Source organism: Micromonospora sp. CMU55-4 (assembly GCF_011602315.1).
Taxonomy (GTDB): domain Bacteria; phylum Actinomycetota; class Actinomycetes; order Mycobacteriales; family Micromonosporaceae; genus Micromonospora; species Micromonospora chalcea.
Window position 1 is genome coordinate 188,369 of record NZ_JAAOLH010000014.1, and the last position, 14,552, is coordinate 202,920.

The window sequence follows — 14,552 nt, forward strand, 5'->3', positions numbered from 1 at the left end:
TAAGGCATATTCGGTGCCCAGTAAGAAAGTGTATTGACCTCCCCTGTCCAGATGCCGGCCTGAACCGCTGCTGCTACCCCAGCTTCCGAGCCAATACCAGTGCTGGGGCAGCAGGCGAGGTCACCGGGCGGCATCGAGCGAGTACGGCGGCGCGACCGGCGCAGCCTTTCGACTGCAACCCGCGAGGATGGCAGAATGCTCGGCTTCAGGTCGGTGTTTACGACCCACCACAATCGAAACCATTTGCAGCCACTGGTACGGGAGCAACTCGACCATTGGATTGCCAACCCCAAGGGCTGGGATCCGTCTGCTCTTCGTGAGAATCGGTGGGCGACAATCGGCGACAATGTCAGGGCTTTGCTGCTGCAGCACGAAGGGCGGGACGGATCGGCCTCGACCCGCGTGCGGATCGTCGAAACGAAGCCGGACGGACAGTGGGTCACCCAGCTGACCGTCCATTCACCCCATGCGAGAGAACGTGCGGCCTGGGCTTGGGTCGACATCGAGTCTCCCGACCCCGACCCCGACGGCGAGGGCCCGCGTACCCGTCCCCGCCGCGCCGGCACTCCTCGCTTTCTCGCCCCCATGCTCGACATCATCGATGCCTGGGACGGTGCAGCACGCCTCACCACGCGACCGATCGTCATCCGTGGCAGCGAAGTCGACGAGGTCTACGGCGCGCTCGTCGACACCGAACGACGAGGTGTCGTCTTCGTCGCCGGCAACGACGACTCGCTGCCGTCAGTCCCGTGGACGGACCGGATCGCGAACCTGACCCGGTTCACAATTGGGATGGCCTCCTGCTATGTGCTGGACGGGGAGGCAACACAGTCGCTCAACGACCGGCTCGGCCATGCCCACGCCGTTCTGCCCGGCCGGCTTCGGACCTATCGCTCGCAGGTTGAAGCGGACTCCGTCGTTGACGGACTGAGGCACCGGGTCCTGAGCGCCGAACGGATCGCCGACGACAACGAACAGCCCCGGCTCGCGAGGGTCCTCGCCTCCAATGCTCAACTGCAGGCTCTCGAACAGCCGCTACCCGCATCGGTGGCGCGGGTACACCGGATGTTAGAACGTATCGCCGACGACATGTTGGTGCACCGGCTCGGCGAGGTCGATTCGAAGCGCCCATCGCTCGTTCCGTCACAGTCCCGGCCGGCAGCCGTCGAGACGCGAGAGAGTGATAGCCGGCAGGGCGACGTCAGCGCGCAGCAAGGCATGTTGCTCGATTACCTGAAGATCAAAATCGGGATCGATGATCTGACCGTCGACAAGGTCGACGAGATCGTGCGTCTGGTCGAGGTCGGTCGGTCATCGCAGGAGGCGCAGGAAGACATCGCATCCCGACTCGCGCAGCTCCAAGCCGAACTCGATGAGACGCAGAAGGCGTATCACGACGTCAAGTGGCAGCTCGACGATGAGCAGATCGAGAACCGGGACGCGGTCGACCGGCTGACCCGGTACGCGGAGACTGAACGGACGCTACGCCATCGGCTCGCCTCGATGGGGCAGGCAGAGGCGGCCTGGACGGCGCAGCCGTCGGAAGCGGATGTCTCCCGGCCCGACAGCTTCGGTGAGTTGCTCCGCTGGCTGCCAAGGCTTCAGCGCGTCGTGTTCACCGGCGATCCTGACTGCGCTGAGGAGCTCGACAGCAACGATCCCTTGGGCGCTTGGGCTTCGAAGGCCTGGGACGCGCTGCTGGTGCTCCAAGACTATGCAGCGGCGAAGGCGGACGGGCGCTGGGATCGGGATGTGCATGGCTTCCTGGAGAACACTCCTGATGGCTGCCACGAGTGGCCGACGCGACGACATGCCCGTGACGAGAGCGAGGAGGTCCGAAACAATCCGGCGTTCTGGAGGAAGCGGGTCCTACCCGTGCCGGTCTCCGTTGCTGAGGCGGGGAGGACCTTCATGGGTGCGCACTTCAAGATCGCTCAGTTCGCGATGATCAGCCCTCGCATGCACTACTACGACGACACGGCGCCGAGCGGACGTATCTACGTGGGCTACATCGGCCGCCATCTACCGAACGGGCAGACGAACTGACCGGTGCTGGCGTCGGCGGGCTCGCGACTGCGGCATATTTGTTCTCCGCATCCTGGTGCATGCATAATGAATGCATGGTCGCTCTTCAGATCCGCGACGTGCCGGAAGAGGTGCGAGATGCCCTGGCGGCGCAGGCAAAGGCGCGCGGGCAGTCGCTCCAGACGTACCTGCTGGAACTGGTGGAGACTCAGGCTCGACGGCTGCGCAACACAGCCGCCCTCGATCGCTTCGCCGGTCGATCGGACGGCGCTCGCGCCCTGCCGGGCGAGAGTGCCGCCGAGCTGAACGACCAGCGGGAGCGGCGCGGGCCGCAGGGGAGTGCCGCGTGATAGTGGTGGATGCGTCGGTGCTGGCCGACGCCCTGATCGACGACGGCCCGATCGGGCATGCGGCGCGAGCGGAACTGACCGGAGATCCGCATTGGGCCGCGCCGAGCCATCTGCTGGTCGAGGTCATGTCCGTTATCAGGGGCAAGGTGCTCGGTGGGAAGCTCGGCCCTGCCCGGGCGCAAGAGGCGATCGACGTCCTGCCCTCGCTGGTCATCGACGAGGTAGGCGTCGCAGCGCTGTTGGACCGGATGTGGCAGTTGCGGGGCAACGTGTCGGCATACGACGCGGCCTACGTCGCCGCGGCAGAGCTGCTGGCCTGTCCCCTGGTCACCGGTGACGGACGGCTCGCGAAGGCCAGCGGCGTGCGCTGCGAGATCCGACTGCTCGCGGCGTCCTGACGGCAGGAGTCTCGGCCCGAAAGTCGGATCATGGTGTGACACCTTCCGGGGTGATCATGAGCATCCGCCCGTGATCCGACCGTGAGGGAGAGCACCGTGAACGACGCCATCCGCATCCGCCAGGCCGGTCCGGACGATGCGGCTGCGGTCGACGCCCTGGTCCGGGAGATCGCGGCCCACGAGGGGGAGAGCGAGCACGTCGGCGCGACCCCCGACCGGTGGCGCGAGGTGCTCGGCCGCGCCGACGTGACGGTCCTGCTTGCCGAGCGGGACGGTGAGACGCTCGGCTACGTCTCCGCGCAGCGGCGGCTGCACATGTGGAGCGGTGAGGACATCCTCGCGCTCGACGATCTGTTCGTCCGCGCCGAGGCCCGCGACGGTGGCGTGGGCCGGCGGCTGATGACCGCGCTGGCCGAGCGGGCCGCCGCCGAGCGGCTGGTCATCCGCTGGGAGGTGAAGCCGGAGAACGAGGCGGCGCAGCGCTTCTACCGCCGGCTCGGCGGGACGCTGTTCCCGAAGGTGGTCGTCCGCTGGCTGCCGGAGAGCTACCTGCCGCTGATCGAGGACAAGGCGTAGCGGCTCAACCGGACGCGCGGCCCGCGAGCACCAGCGCCCAGCACAACGCGCCGAACCCCGCAGTGCTCGCCACCGCCCGGACCACGTTCCAGGTGACCCAGGCGGACTCGAAGCGCTCGCGCGCCGCACCGGGATCGGCGGAACCGGCCGCCGCGAGCGCGTCGTTCAGCGGCACGTTCACCGCTACGGTGACGACGAACATCACCAGGTATAGAGCAAGCCCGACGACGATCCACGGCAGCGCCGGCCGGACCGCCCCGCGCCACGCCAGCACCGCCGCGAGCGCGGCCAGCACCGGCGTACCCAGGAAGGCCAGCAGGAACCAGCCGTTGACGATGGTGACGTTGATGCGCTGCATCGCGTCCACGAACGTGCGGTCGTCCGCGCCGCGCAGCGCCGGCATCACCGCGTACGCGAACGCGGCGAACAGGCCCGCCATCAGCCCGGCCCCGACTGTGGCGCCGACCAGCGTCAGGTGTTGTACGAGTCGCATGTGTCCATCGAACCGCCGCGCGGTGAGACGGCCCATGGCCAGGACGCGCGATCCTGTGTTCAATCGTCTCCGTGGACGCCGTCTCCGGCCTGCTCGACGGTCCCCGGGCGCGGGGCGCCTTCCTGCTGCGCTCGATCCTCACCCCGCCCTGGTCGATGCTGATCCGGGACGAGGCGCCGCTCACGCTGGTCGCCGTGGTGCGGGGGGACGCCTGGATCGTCCCGGAGGAGGGGGAGGCCGCGCGGCTCGGCGATGGTGACGTGGCGATCGTGCGTGGCCCGGCCCCGTACACGGTGGCGGACGACCCGGCCACGGCGCCGCAGGTGGTAGTGCACCCGGGGCAGCGCTGCACCACGCCGGACGGGCGCGAGCTGTTCGCGATGACGCGGTGGGGCGTACGCACCTGGGGCAACGGACCGGACGGCCGGACCGTGTTGCTCACCGGCACGTACCCGGTGCGGGGCGCTGTCGGGCGGCGGCTGCTCGACACGCTGCCGCCGCTGGCGGTGGTCCGCCGCGAGTCCTGGGACTCTCCGCTGGTGCCGTTGCTGGCCGACGAGATCGTCAAGGACGACCCCGGCCAGGATGCGGTGCTGGACCGCCTGCTGGACCTGCTGCTCATCGCCGCGCTGCGGGAGTGGTTCGCACGGCCCGGGGCTGCCGCGCCGGGCTGGTACCGGGCGTACGCGGATCCGGTGGTCGGCCGCGCGCTGCGTATGCTGCACGACGACCCGGCCCGGCAGTGGACGGTGGCGTCGCTGGCCGCCGAGGTCGGGTTGTCGCGTGCGGCGCTGGCCCGGCGGTTCACCGCCCTGGTGGGCGAGCCGCCCATGGCGTACCTGACGGGCTGGCGGCTGGCGCTCGCGGCCGACCTGCTCCGCGAGCCCGGCGCCACTGTCGGCGCGGTGGCCCGCCGGGTCGGCTACGGCAGCTCGTTCGCGCTGAGCACCGCGTTCAAACGCCGGTACGGCGTGAGCCCTCGTCGGCACGTCGACGCGGCTAGATTGACCGGATGACTGTCGACCTGTTCGCCGGCGTCCCGATCCATGACATCGCCGTGTCGACGGCCTGGTACGAGCGGCTGCTCGGCGCCCCGCCGCAGTTCCTGCCCAACGACCACGAGGCGGTGTGGGAGCTGGCCGAGCACCGCTACCTCTACATCGAGGTGCGGCCCGACCACGCCGGTCACGCCATGCAGACTGTCTTCGTCGAGGACTTCGACTCCCGTCTCGCGGCGATCGCGGCCCGAGGGTTGGAGCCGGCTGCGCAGGAGACCTACGACAACGGCGTCCGGAAGGCGATCTTCCACGACCCGGACGGCAACGAGATCGGCTTCGGCGGCGGCCCCGCCTGACCGGGCCGCGGCGATCCGCGGCCCGGTCGGCGACGTCAGCGTGGGCCGCGCGTCTTCGGCAGGTCGAACTGGTCCGCCCGGCGGCAGTCCTTCGGGCCGCCGACCGCCTGCGGGCCGACCTCCTCCAGTGCCTTACGGGCGCGCTGCCGACCGAGGTTCCAGGCGTACCAGGGGTCGGGCTCGGCGAGGTCGTCGGCGATCCAGCTCAGCGTGCACCGGCGTACAGGGTCGGGAAGCTTGGCCAGCGACGGCGTCGCGTCGGCGGACAGCGCCCGCAGGTACCAGGCGTCGATCTTGCCGGTCTGCTCGTACCGCAGCGTGTTGCGGCGGGCGACGTAGTCCTCCGGGTTGAGCACCGCCAGGCCGAGCAGCATCATCACGGCCAGCGCGACGGTGGCGCCGGGAATCCACTGGCCCTTGAACCGGACGCCGGCCAGGATGATCATCAGGAAGACCGTGCCGAGCAGCATCTCGAACGCCATCACGAAGATCCGCTCGCCGGTGAAGCTGTAGACCTTCTGGTACGTCCACATGCGGGACAACGCCGACGCCACGATCACCACGCTCAGCGCGCTGATCAGCCCGAGCAGCACACGCAGCAGGACGCGCTCGACCGGCCGCTCCCGGCGCGCCCAGCGGCCCACGCCGCCGAGCACCGCCACCGTCAGCAGCGTGACGAAGAGCAACTGCCAGAAGCCGCTGCGCGCGTACTCGGCGTAGCTGAGACCGGCGACCCGCTGCACGTGCTGCTGCCCGCCGAAGAGCACAGTGAACTGCACCACCACGAACCCGGCGAACAGCAGGACGAGCGCGCCGATGGCCGGGGCCCACTCCAGCAGGCCGATCCGCCGCTCGCCGGACCTGTCCACGGTGGACAGGTCGGGCGGCGCGGCGAGCGTGTAGACCGCGGCCACCGCGATCAGCCCGCCCACCACGGCCAGGAATACCCAGCTGAACACCGAACCCATGTCGGTCTCGGGAACGAGCGAGCCGAGCGCCTCGGAGAACGCCGCGTCGGCGGAGGCGAGCAGACTGCCGAAGACCACGAGCACCACGACCGTGGCGACCACCGAGACGGTCACCTTGCTCACCGTCGCCGCCGACGCCGAGGCGGTGACGTGCCGGCGTACCCAGGGCAGGCCGCGTAGCGCCGCGAACGGCGTGGCGACCAGGCCGAACAGGATCGATCGCACCAACCGCCCGCCGACGATCGCGAGGGTGGCGCAGCCCAGCGCGCCGAGCACGCAGAACGTCACGAGCCACCAGGCGTTGCGGAACGCCGGCACGGCCATCAGCGCCAGCGCGGCCGCCGCCCACCCGGCCCGGATGAGCCGGTCGGCGCGCGGCAGGTCAGTGGTCTTCGACCGGATCGCCAGCACCACCGCGACAGTGAGCGTGAGCCACCCCAGGAACCAGCCGACGCCGACCCGGCCCAGCGGCACGAAGACCGCGCCGCCGACCGCGCCGGCCAGCACCGCGAGCGGCACGGCCCGGCCGGTCGCCGCCTTCGGGCCGGGCCACCGCGCGCCGAGGAACGAGGTCCGCGGCGTCGGCGGTCGCGGCGCCCAGACCGGCGCCTGCGGATGGCCGGTCCACCCCACACCGGGGTACGGCGGCGCGCCCACCGGCCGACCGGGAGGCTGCGGCATCCCCGGAGCGTGCGGTGTGACCGGCGCGGGCGACGCGCCGGGGATCAGCGCGGGCGACGCGCCGGGGATCGGCGGCGTGCTCGGGGTCCCGGGCCGGCCGGAAGCGTGCGGCGTGCCGGGCGCGCCGGAACCGGCCTGCGGGTGCGCACCCGGTGCGCCCGAACTGGCCAGTGTGCCGGAGCCGGCCTGCGGGTTCGGCGCATCCGACGGGGACGAACCCGGGGCGGCAGGCGAACCGGTGGCCGGAGCCGTCGTGCCGGCGCCCGAGGTGGACGGACCCGCCGATGCGGCGTCCTCGGCAGCCGAAGGGGTTCCGTCGGCTCGGGTGGCGGCAGGCCGGGCCGCCGGAGCGGCGTCCGGCGTGGCGGCGACGGGCTCCGCCGGACGGTCGGCCGGTGCGGTGGCGGGCTCCCCATGATCAGCCGCCCCCGTCGAACCGTCCCCGGCCGGGGACACGCCCGCGCCTGCGGAAGTCGGCGGCGTCTTGGCGACGTCGCCGGTGGTGGGGGAGAGGGCGGCATCCTCCACCGGGGAGCGTTCGACGGCCGGTGCTGTCGCCTGGGCAGGCACCGCGCTCGGCTGGCCGGCCGCCGGCACCAGCGGGAGGAACAGCGCGTACCCCTGGGTGCCGGGCGGGACGGTGACCGGAATCGCCCAGCCGGGCTGCCCCTCCGCGCCGGGCCACGGCACCGGTGGGGGCGCGCCCTCCATGCTGGGCATCACCAGCAGATAGGGCTGGGAAGGTGGGACGTCGCCCGCGGGAGGCCCGTTCGCCGGGGCGGCGCGGGAGGGCTCGGGGGACGGTTCCGGCTCGGGCAAGGGACGCTCCTCGATCACAGGGTTTCGTCACTGTAGGTCCCCCCACACGCGCCCCGCCGCCCCGTCTGTCCGTTCGGTCACGTCGGCCCGGCCGATCGGCGCGGATCGAACCTTTGACGTCTCGCGGCCGTACCAGTGCGCGGGAGGTCGATCACATGGCCGCACGCCGCGCGCTCGTCGCGCTCGCCGCCGTCGCCGTGACGGTGCCGCTCGCCGCCACGCCGGCCGGCGCGCACGGTGCGCCGACCAGCCCGCTGAGCCGGGCCGCCGCGTGCGGGCCGGAAGGTGGTGGCCGGGCGCGGACGCCCGCGTGCCGGGCCGCGATCGCCGCCGGAGCGGCGGTACGCGAGTGGGACAACATCCGGGTCGCCCGCGTCGACGGGCGGGACCGGGAACGCATTCCGGACGGGGAACTGTGCAGCGGCGGGCTGTCCGCGTACCGGGGGCTGGACCTGCCGCGCGCGGACTGGCCGGCCACCACGCTCACCGCCGGCGCCCGGCACACGTTCCGCTACCGCACCACCATCCCGCACCAGGGCACGTTCCGGTTCTACGTCACCACCGGCTCGTACTCGCCGCAGCGGCGGCTGACCTGGGCGGACCTGGAGAAGAAGCCGTTCCTTCAGGTCACCGACCCGCCGATCCGCTCCGGCGCGTACGAGATGCGGGGGCGGCTGCCGGCCGACCGGACCGGCCGGCACATCGTCTACGTCATCTGGCAGAACTCGGACACCCAGGACACCTACTACTCCTGTTCGGACGTGATCTTCCGGGCGGCACGCGGTGAGCCGGACGCGACACCGGCAGCGCCGGAGGCGAGCGCGTCGCCTCCGCGTACCCTCGCCGGGGCGGCGACCGACGACGAGCCGGCGGTGCCGGTGGCGACGGTGACCGACGGCGGACCGCTGTCCCGGCCGCTCGTGCTCGGCGCGGCGGCGCTCGTCGTCGCGCTGCTCGCCGCGGCCGTGGTCGGACGGCGGCTGAGCCGGGCCGGCGGCCCTCCGCCCGGACGGCCGTGCGGTGTCCGCAACCACCGCGCCGGGCGGCGCCGCGTCTGGTGAGTCAGCCGAGCAGGCCCTCGATCTCGGCCAGGTCGTCACCGGCGAGGTCGAGGTTGTCCAGCGCGGCCACGTTGCCCTCCAGCTGCGCCACGCTGCTCGCGCCGATGATGAGGCTGGTCATGCGCGGGTCGCGCAGCGCCCAGGCGAGGGCGAGCTGGGCGAGCGTCTGACCGCGCCGCTCGGCCACCGCGGCGAGCCCCCGGACCGTCGCCATCGTCTCCTCGTCGAGGTCGGCCTCGTTGAGGAAGACGCTCGTGCGTACCCGGGAGTCGGCCGGGATGCCGGTGAGGTAACGGTCGGTGAGCAGGCCCTGGGCGAGCGGGCTGTACGCGATGCAGCCGGCGCCGACGCCCTCCAGCGTGTCCAGCAGGCCGTCGCTCTCCGTCCAGCGGTTCATCATCGAGTACGACGGCTGGTTGATCAGCAGCGGCGTGCCCAGGTCGCGCAGGATCGCGGCGGCGCGCTCGGTCTGCTCCGAGTCGTAGTTGGAGATGCCCACGTAGAGCGCCTTTCCGGAGCGGACGATCGCGTCGAGCGCGCCCATCGTCTCCTCCAGCGGGGTCTCCGGGTCGAAGCGGTGCGAGTAGAAGATGTCGACGTAGTCCAGCCCGAGGCGGCGCAGCGACTGGTCCAGCGACGAGATCAGGTACTTGCGCGAGCCCCACTCGCCGTACGGGCCGGGCCACATCAGGTACCCGGCCTTGCTGGAGATCACCAGCTCGTCCCGGTACGGCTTCAGGTCGCCTGTGAGCAGCCGGCCGAAGTTCTCCTCCGCCGAACCGGGCGGCGGGCCGTAGTTGTTGGCCAGGTCGAAGTGGGTGATGCCGAGGTCGAAGGCGCGGCGGACGATGTCGCGCTGCCGCTCGAAGGGCCGGTCCGGTCCGAAGTTGTGCCACAGGCCGAGGGAGATGACGGGGAGCTTCAGCCCGCTCCGGCCGCTGCGCCGGTAGATCATCTCGTGGTAACGGTCGTCGCTGGCGAGGTATGTCACGAGGTCATTCTGTCCGCAGCGGAGTGCGGCCGCAGCGGCGCGGGTACGTTCGGCCACATGCGTTACGTGCAGCTCGACACCCCCAAGCCCATCTCCAAGATCGGCCTCGGCACCTGGCAGTTCGGCTCCAAGGAGTGGGGCTACGGCCCCGACTACGAGCGCCGCGCCGCCGAGATCGTCCGGCGGGCGCTCGACCTGGGCGTCACCCTGTTCGACACCGCCGAGCTGTACGGCTTCGGCCGCAGCGAGCGCATCCTCGGCGCGGCGCTGGGCGACGACCGGAGCAAGGTCGTCGTCGCCAGCAAGATCTTCCCGCTGCTGCCTGTCGCCCCCGTGGTGCAGCAGCGCGCGGTCGCTTCCGCCGCCCGGCTCGGCGTCGACGGCATCGACCTCTACCAGGTGCACCAGGCCAACCCGGTGGTCGCCGACACCACCACCATGCGCGGCATGCGCTCGCTGCAGGACGTCGGACTGGTCGGCGAGGTCGGCGTCAGCAACTACGGCCTGCGCCGGTGGCGGTTCGCCGAGGCCGCGCTGGGCCGCCGGGTGCTGAGCAACCAGGTCCGCTACAGCATGATCGACCGCGGCCCCGAGGAGGACCTCATCCCGTACGCGGAGCAGGCCGGCCGGATCGTCATCGCGTACTCGCCGCTGGCGCAGGGTTTCCTCTCCGGCCGCTACGACGCCACCAACCCGCCCGCCGGTGCGGTACGCCGGGCCAACCCGTACTTCCTGCCGGAGAACCTGGAACGCGGCACCGCGCTGATCGCCACGCTGCGCGAGGTCGCGGACGCGCATGACGCCACGCCGAGCCAGATCGCGCTCGCGTACGTGCTGCGGCACCCGAACGTGGTGGCCATCCCCGGCGCGTCCGGGGTCGAGCAGATGGAACGCAACGCGGCCGCCGCCGAGATCGACCTGACCGACGACGAGTACGCCGCGCTGGTCGCCGCCGCGCGCGCGTTCCGCCCGGTCACCGGCCTGGCCGCGGTGCCCCGGATGGTCCGCGCCCGCCTCGGGAGGTGAGCGGCGCTCCGGCGGCGTCAGTGGCGACGGGCGCCGCCGGTCACCGGAGCGCGCTAGCGTGGATCGGGTGACCGCTCCCAACCAGGTTCCCCCGGTCCCGCCCGCCGAGCTGCCGAGCACGCTCGGCGCGTTGCGCGCGGCCGGCCACCAGTACCGCACGGTCAAGCAGGAACTCCGAGACAACCTCCTCGCCCGGATGGGCTCCGGCGAGGACCGCTTCCCCGGCATCGTGGGCTACGAGGACACGGTGCTGCCCGAGGTCGAGCGCGCGCTGCTCGCCGGGCACGACATGGTGCTGCTCGGCGAGCGCGGGCAGGGCAAGACCCGCCTGATCCGCTCGCTCGGCGCGCTGCTGGACGAGTGGACCCCGGTGATTCCCGGCTCGGTGCTCAACGAGCACCCGATGCACCCGATCACCCCCGCCTCCCGGGCGCTGGTCGACTCGGCCGGCGACGACCTGCCGATCGGCTGGCTGCACCGCTCGATGCGGTACGGCGAGAAGCTCGCCACGCCGGACACCAGCGTCGGCGACCTGATCGGCGACGTCGACCCGATCCGGCTCGCCCAGGGGCGCACGCTCGGCGACCCGGAGACCATCCACTTCGGGCTCGTACCGCGCACCAACCGGGGCGTCTTCGCCGTCAACGAGCTGCCCGACCTGGCCGAACGCATCCAGGTGGCGCTGCTCAACGTGCTGGAGGAGCGCGACATCCAGGTCCGCGGCTACCAGCTGCGGTTGCCGCTGGACCTGCTGCTGGTGGCCAGCGCCAACCCGGAGGACTACACCAACCGGGGCCGGATCATCACGCCGCTCAAGGACCGGTTCGGCGCGGAGATCCGTACCCACTACCCGCTCGACCTCGACCTGGAGCTGTCGCTGATCCGGCAGGAGGCCGACCTGGTCGCCGTCGTGCCGGAACACGTGCTGGAGGTGCTGGCCCGGTTCGCCCGCGACGTGCGGGAGTCCCCGTCGGTGGACCCGCGCTCCGGCGTGTCCGCCCGGTTCGCCATCGCCGCCGCGGAGACGGTGGCCGCCGCCGCGTTGCGTCGGTCCGGTCTGCTGGCCGGTGCCTCTGCTGCCTCGGGTGGCGGGGCCGGGTCGGCGTCCCGGCCGGAGGCGCCGGTGGCCCGGATCGGCGACACCGTGTCGGTCACCTCCACGCTGCGCGGCAAGGTCGAGTTCGAGAGCGGCGAGGAGGGACGCGAGATCGAGGTGCTCGCGCACCTGCTGCGTACCGCCACCGCCGAGACGTTCCGCGCCCGCCTGGCCGGGCTCGACCTGTCCGGCTTCACCGCGATCGTCGCCGAGGGCGGCGCCGTCGAGACCGGAGAACTGGTCTCCTCGGCCGAGCTGCTGCGCCAGGTCGGCACCGTACCGGGGCTGGCCAAGGTGCTCGACCGGCTCGGGCTCGGCGACGCGCCCAGCCCGGAGGAGGCCGCCGCCGGCATCGAGTTCGTGCTGGAAGGGCTGCACCTGACCCGCCGGCTCGGCAAGGACGTCACCGACTCCGGGCGCACCGTCTACGGGGACCGGGACTGACAATGGCCGGCGGCAACCGCTTCCGGTACGGGCAGTGGCGCGGCGGACCCGACCCGCTCGCCCCGCCGTACGACGTGCGCGCCGCGGTGGACGCGGTCGGCTCGGACGTGCTCGCCGGCGGCAGCCTGCGCGAGTCGCTGCGTGAGCTGCTGCGGCGCGGCCCGCAGGGGCGGGGCGGCCTGGACGACCTGGCCGCCCGCGCCCGCCGCCTGCGCCGGGAGGCGCTGCGCCGCGGCGACCTGGACGGCGCCGTAACCCGGGCCCGCGCGCTGCTCGACCAGGCGCTCGCCGCCGAACGTGACGAGCTGCGCGGCCGCGACGGCGACGACGCCCGGTTCGCCGAGGCCGTGCTCGACAACCTGCCCCGCTCCACCGCCCGCGCGGTGTCGGAGCTTTCCGGGTACGACTGGGCCAGCGCCGAGGCCCGGCAGACCTACCAGCGCATCCTCGACGGGTTGCGTGGCGACGTGCTGGAGCAGCGCTTCGCCGGGCTGCGCGACGCGGCGCGGGCCGCCGCCGACCCGGCCGCCCAGCGGCAGCTCGCCGAGATGATGCGCGACCTCAACGACCTGCTCGCCCGGCACGCCCGCTCGGAGGACACCACCGACGCGTTCGCCGAGTTCATGGGGCGGCACGGGGAGTTCTTCCCGGAACGGCCCAGGAACGTCGACGAGCTGATCGACGTGCTGGCCCGGCGGGCGGCTGCAGGTGAGCGGCTGATGCGGTCGCTGTCCGACCGGCAGCGCGAGGAACTGGCCGGACTGATGCGCCAGTCGCTCGGCGACCGGCTCGCCGGTGAGCTGTCCCAGCTCGACGCGCACCTGCGGTCGCTGCGGCCGGACCTCAACTGGCAGCGCGGCGAGCGCGTACGCGGCGACCAGCCGCTCGGCTACGGCGAGGCCACCGGCGCGCTCGACGAGATCGCCGAACTCGACGAGCTGCTGGACTCCCTCGACCAGGACCAGCCCGGCGCCACGCTCGACGACGTCGACGTGGAGGCGGTCGCCCGCACGCTGGGCCGTGACGCCGCCGACGACGTACGCCGGTTGCAGGAACTGGAACGCGAACTGCGCCGCCAGGGCTGGGTCACCCGCGACGCGGACGGGCTGACGCTCAGCCCGAAGGCGCTGCGCCGGCTCGCGAGCACCGCGCTGCGGCGCGTCTTCTCCGACCTGACCGCCGGCCCGCGCGGCCAGCACGACCTCCGCACCGCGGGCGCGGCCGGCGAGGTGAGCGGGGCGTCCCGCCCCTGGGAGTACGGCGACGAGCAGCCGCTGGACGTGGTGCGCACACTCACCCGCGCGGTACGCCGGGCCGGCCCCGGAGTGCCGGTACCGCTCGCGGTCGAGGACTTCGAGGTGGTGGAGACCGAACGGCGGGCGTCGGCGGCTGTCGTGCTCTGCGTCGACCTGTCGTACTCGATGATCTCGCAGGGGCGCTGGGGCCCGATGAAACAGACCGCGCTGGCCCTGTCGCACCTGATGGCCACCCGGTTCCCGCAGGACGCGTTGCAGATCGTCGGCTTCGGCCGGGAGGCGATGCCGCTGACCCAGCAGGAACTGGCGGCGGTGGAGCCGGACATGCAGCAGGGCACGAACCTGCAGCACGCGCTGCGGCTCGCCGGCCGGCACCTGCGCCGCCACCCTGGTGCCGAGCCGGTGGTGCTCGTGGTCACCGACGGCGAGCCCACCGCGCACCTGGACCCGGAGGACGGCGAGGCGTACTTCCACTGGCCGCCGCTACCGGAGACCATCTCGGCGACGATCCGGGAGGTGGACCGGCTGACCCGGTACGGCGCGACGCTCAACCTGTTCATGCTGGGCGACGATCCGGGGCTGCGCCGGTTCGTGGACGCGGTGGCGCGGCGCTCTGGTGGCCGGATGTTCACCCCCGACCTGGACGACCTGGGCGAGTACGTGGTGTCCGACTACCTACGAGCCCGCCACGGCCGCCGCTGACCCGCGCTCCCTCGTCCTCCCGCTCCCGTCCCCGCGTCCCCGCATGTTCTCGTCGATCTTGGAGTTGTGGTGCCCGGGATGCCCGGCTTGACACCTTTCGCGAGGCACCACAACTCCAAGATCCCCGACCCCCGGGGCCCGTCGGGCTAGCTCGCGGCGCCCCGGATCCGCCCAGACCCCTGAGTGTGCGCGATCTTGCACTTTGGTGCCCCGCGAGCCGGACAAATCGGGTGCTCGGAGGGCGCGAACTGCAAGATCGCGGGGCCGGTCGCGGCCGCTTCGCCCCCGTCCAGCGCACCGTCCTGCCCGCTC

13 protein-coding genes are annotated in these 14,552 nt (G+C 72.4%); 10 read left to right on the forward strand and 3 right to left on the reverse strand.

The annotated features are described in order from the left end of the window. The first annotated feature begins 195 nt into the window (after window positions 1-195). The 4 genes from HA073_RS23375 to HA073_RS23390 all read left to right on the forward strand — a co-directional run bounded on the left by HA073_RS23375 (window position 196) and on the right by HA073_RS23390 (window position 3,349). Entirely contained in the window at window positions 196-2,046 is a 1,851-nt protein-coding gene (locus tag HA073_RS23375) for a hypothetical protein (RefSeq protein WP_166457281.1), read from the forward strand. Between the two features lie 74 nt (window positions 2,047-2,120). Beyond that, a complete protein-coding gene (locus HA073_RS23380) occupies window positions 2,121-2,375 on the forward strand; it encodes a hypothetical protein (protein ID WP_166457282.1) in 255 nt (84 codons plus the stop codon). Continuing rightward, complete coding sequence (locus tag HA073_RS23385; protein WP_166457283.1) at window positions 2,372-2,773, forward strand: type II toxin-antitoxin system VapC family toxin; 402 nt, start codon at window positions 2,372-2,374, stop codon at window positions 2,771-2,773. The genes HA073_RS23380 and HA073_RS23385 overlap by 4 nt, the downstream gene beginning before the upstream one ends. A 96-nt stretch (window positions 2,774-2,869) precedes the next feature. After that, window positions 2,870-3,349: a GNAT family N-acetyltransferase gene (locus HA073_RS23390; RefSeq protein ID WP_043330622.1), complete on the forward strand. Its 480-nt coding sequence runs from the start codon at window positions 2,870-2,872 to the stop codon at window positions 3,347-3,349. A 4-nt stretch (window positions 3,350-3,353) separates the two neighbouring features. Here HA073_RS23390 and HA073_RS23395 read toward each other — a convergent pair whose 3' ends face one another. Further along, window positions 3,354-3,842, reverse strand: coding sequence for a DUF1772 domain-containing protein (locus HA073_RS23395; RefSeq protein WP_166457284.1), 489 nt, complete (start codon window positions 3,840-3,842; stop codon window positions 3,354-3,356). Window positions 3,843-3,913: 71 nt separating this feature from the next. Here HA073_RS23395 and HA073_RS23400 point away from each other — a divergent pair, with 71 nt between their 5' ends. Next, window positions 3,914-4,858 carry an AraC family transcriptional regulator gene (locus HA073_RS23400; protein WP_166457285.1) on the forward strand — a complete coding sequence of 315 codons (945 nt, stop codon included), beginning with the start codon at window positions 3,914-3,916 and terminating at the stop codon, window positions 4,856-4,858. Further along, entirely contained in the window at window positions 4,855-5,196 is a 342-nt protein-coding gene (locus tag HA073_RS23405; protein WP_064447743.1) for a VOC family protein, read from the forward strand. Before HA073_RS23400 ends, HA073_RS23405 begins: the two co-directional genes overlap by 4 nt. Before the next feature lie 35 nt (window positions 5,197-5,231). Here the strand turns inward: HA073_RS23405 and HA073_RS31035 are convergent, their stop codons facing one another. Beyond that, window positions 5,232-7,664 (reverse strand): DUF4153 domain-containing protein, encoded by a 2,433-nt coding sequence (locus HA073_RS31035; RefSeq protein WP_166457286.1) that lies wholly within the window; start codon window positions 7,662-7,664, stop codon window positions 5,232-5,234. A gap of 155 nt (window positions 7,665-7,819) precedes the next feature. Here HA073_RS31035 and HA073_RS23415 point away from each other — a divergent pair, with 155 nt between their 5' ends. Further along, window positions 7,820-8,725 carry a lytic polysaccharide monooxygenase gene (locus HA073_RS23415; protein WP_113971955.1) on the forward strand — a complete coding sequence of 302 codons (906 nt, stop codon included), beginning with the start codon at window positions 7,820-7,822 and terminating at the stop codon, window positions 8,723-8,725. A gap of 1 nt (window position 8,726) precedes the next feature. On the opposite strand, the gene mgrA is transcribed toward HA073_RS23415, so the two are convergent. Beyond that, the gene (gene mgrA / locus HA073_RS23420) at window positions 8,727-9,716 is read right to left on the reverse strand and encodes an L-glyceraldehyde 3-phosphate reductase (protein WP_166457287.1); all 990 of its coding nucleotides are present in this window, start codon (window positions 9,714-9,716) and stop codon (window positions 8,727-8,729) included. Window positions 9,717-9,773: 57 nt separating this feature from the next. On the opposite strand from mgrA, the gene HA073_RS23425 reads away from it, so the two are divergent. The 3 genes from HA073_RS23425 to HA073_RS23435 are packed head-to-tail and all read left to right on the forward strand — an operon-like array spanning window position 9,774 to window position 14,240. Then, window positions 9,774-10,742 (forward strand): aldo/keto reductase, encoded by a 969-nt coding sequence (locus HA073_RS23425; protein WP_166457288.1) that lies wholly within the window; start codon window positions 9,774-9,776, stop codon window positions 10,740-10,742. 58 nt (window positions 10,743-10,800) lie between these two features. Next, window positions 10,801-12,282 carry a magnesium chelatase gene (locus tag HA073_RS23430; RefSeq protein WP_043326352.1) on the forward strand — a complete coding sequence of 494 codons (1,482 nt, stop codon included), beginning with the start codon at window positions 10,801-10,803 and terminating at the stop codon, window positions 12,280-12,282. 2 nt (window positions 12,283-12,284) lie between these two features. Then, window positions 12,285-14,240, forward strand: coding sequence for a VWA domain-containing protein (locus HA073_RS23435; protein ID WP_140946169.1), 1,956 nt, complete (start codon window positions 12,285-12,287; stop codon window positions 14,238-14,240). Window positions 14,241-14,552: the final 312 nt, after the last annotated feature.

Excerpts from the sequence above, each read along its gene's own strand:
- HA073_RS23415 (WP_113971955.1), top strand. The coding sequence starts at position 7,820 with ATGGCCGCACGCCGCGCGCTCGTCGCGCTCGCCGCCGTCGCCGTGACG.
- HA073_RS23375 (WP_166457281.1), top strand. The coding sequence starts at position 196 with ATGCTCGGCTTCAGGTCGGTGTTTACGACCCACCACAATCGAAACCAT.
- HA073_RS23425 (WP_166457288.1), top strand. The coding sequence starts at position 9,774 with ATGCGTTACGTGCAGCTCGACACCCCCAAGCCCATCTCCAAGATCGGC.
- HA073_RS23395 (WP_166457284.1), bottom strand. The coding sequence starts at position 3,842 with ATGCGACTCGTACAACACCTGACGCTGGTCGGCGCCACAGTCGGGGCC.
- HA073_RS23380 (WP_166457282.1), top strand. The coding sequence starts at position 2,121 with ATGGTCGCTCTTCAGATCCGCGACGTGCCGGAAGAGGTGCGAGATGCC.
- HA073_RS23405 (WP_064447743.1), top strand. The coding sequence starts at position 4,855 with ATGACTGTCGACCTGTTCGCCGGCGTCCCGATCCATGACATCGCCGTG.
- HA073_RS23435 (WP_140946169.1), top strand. The coding sequence starts at position 12,285 with ATGGCCGGCGGCAACCGCTTCCGGTACGGGCAGTGGCGCGGCGGACCC.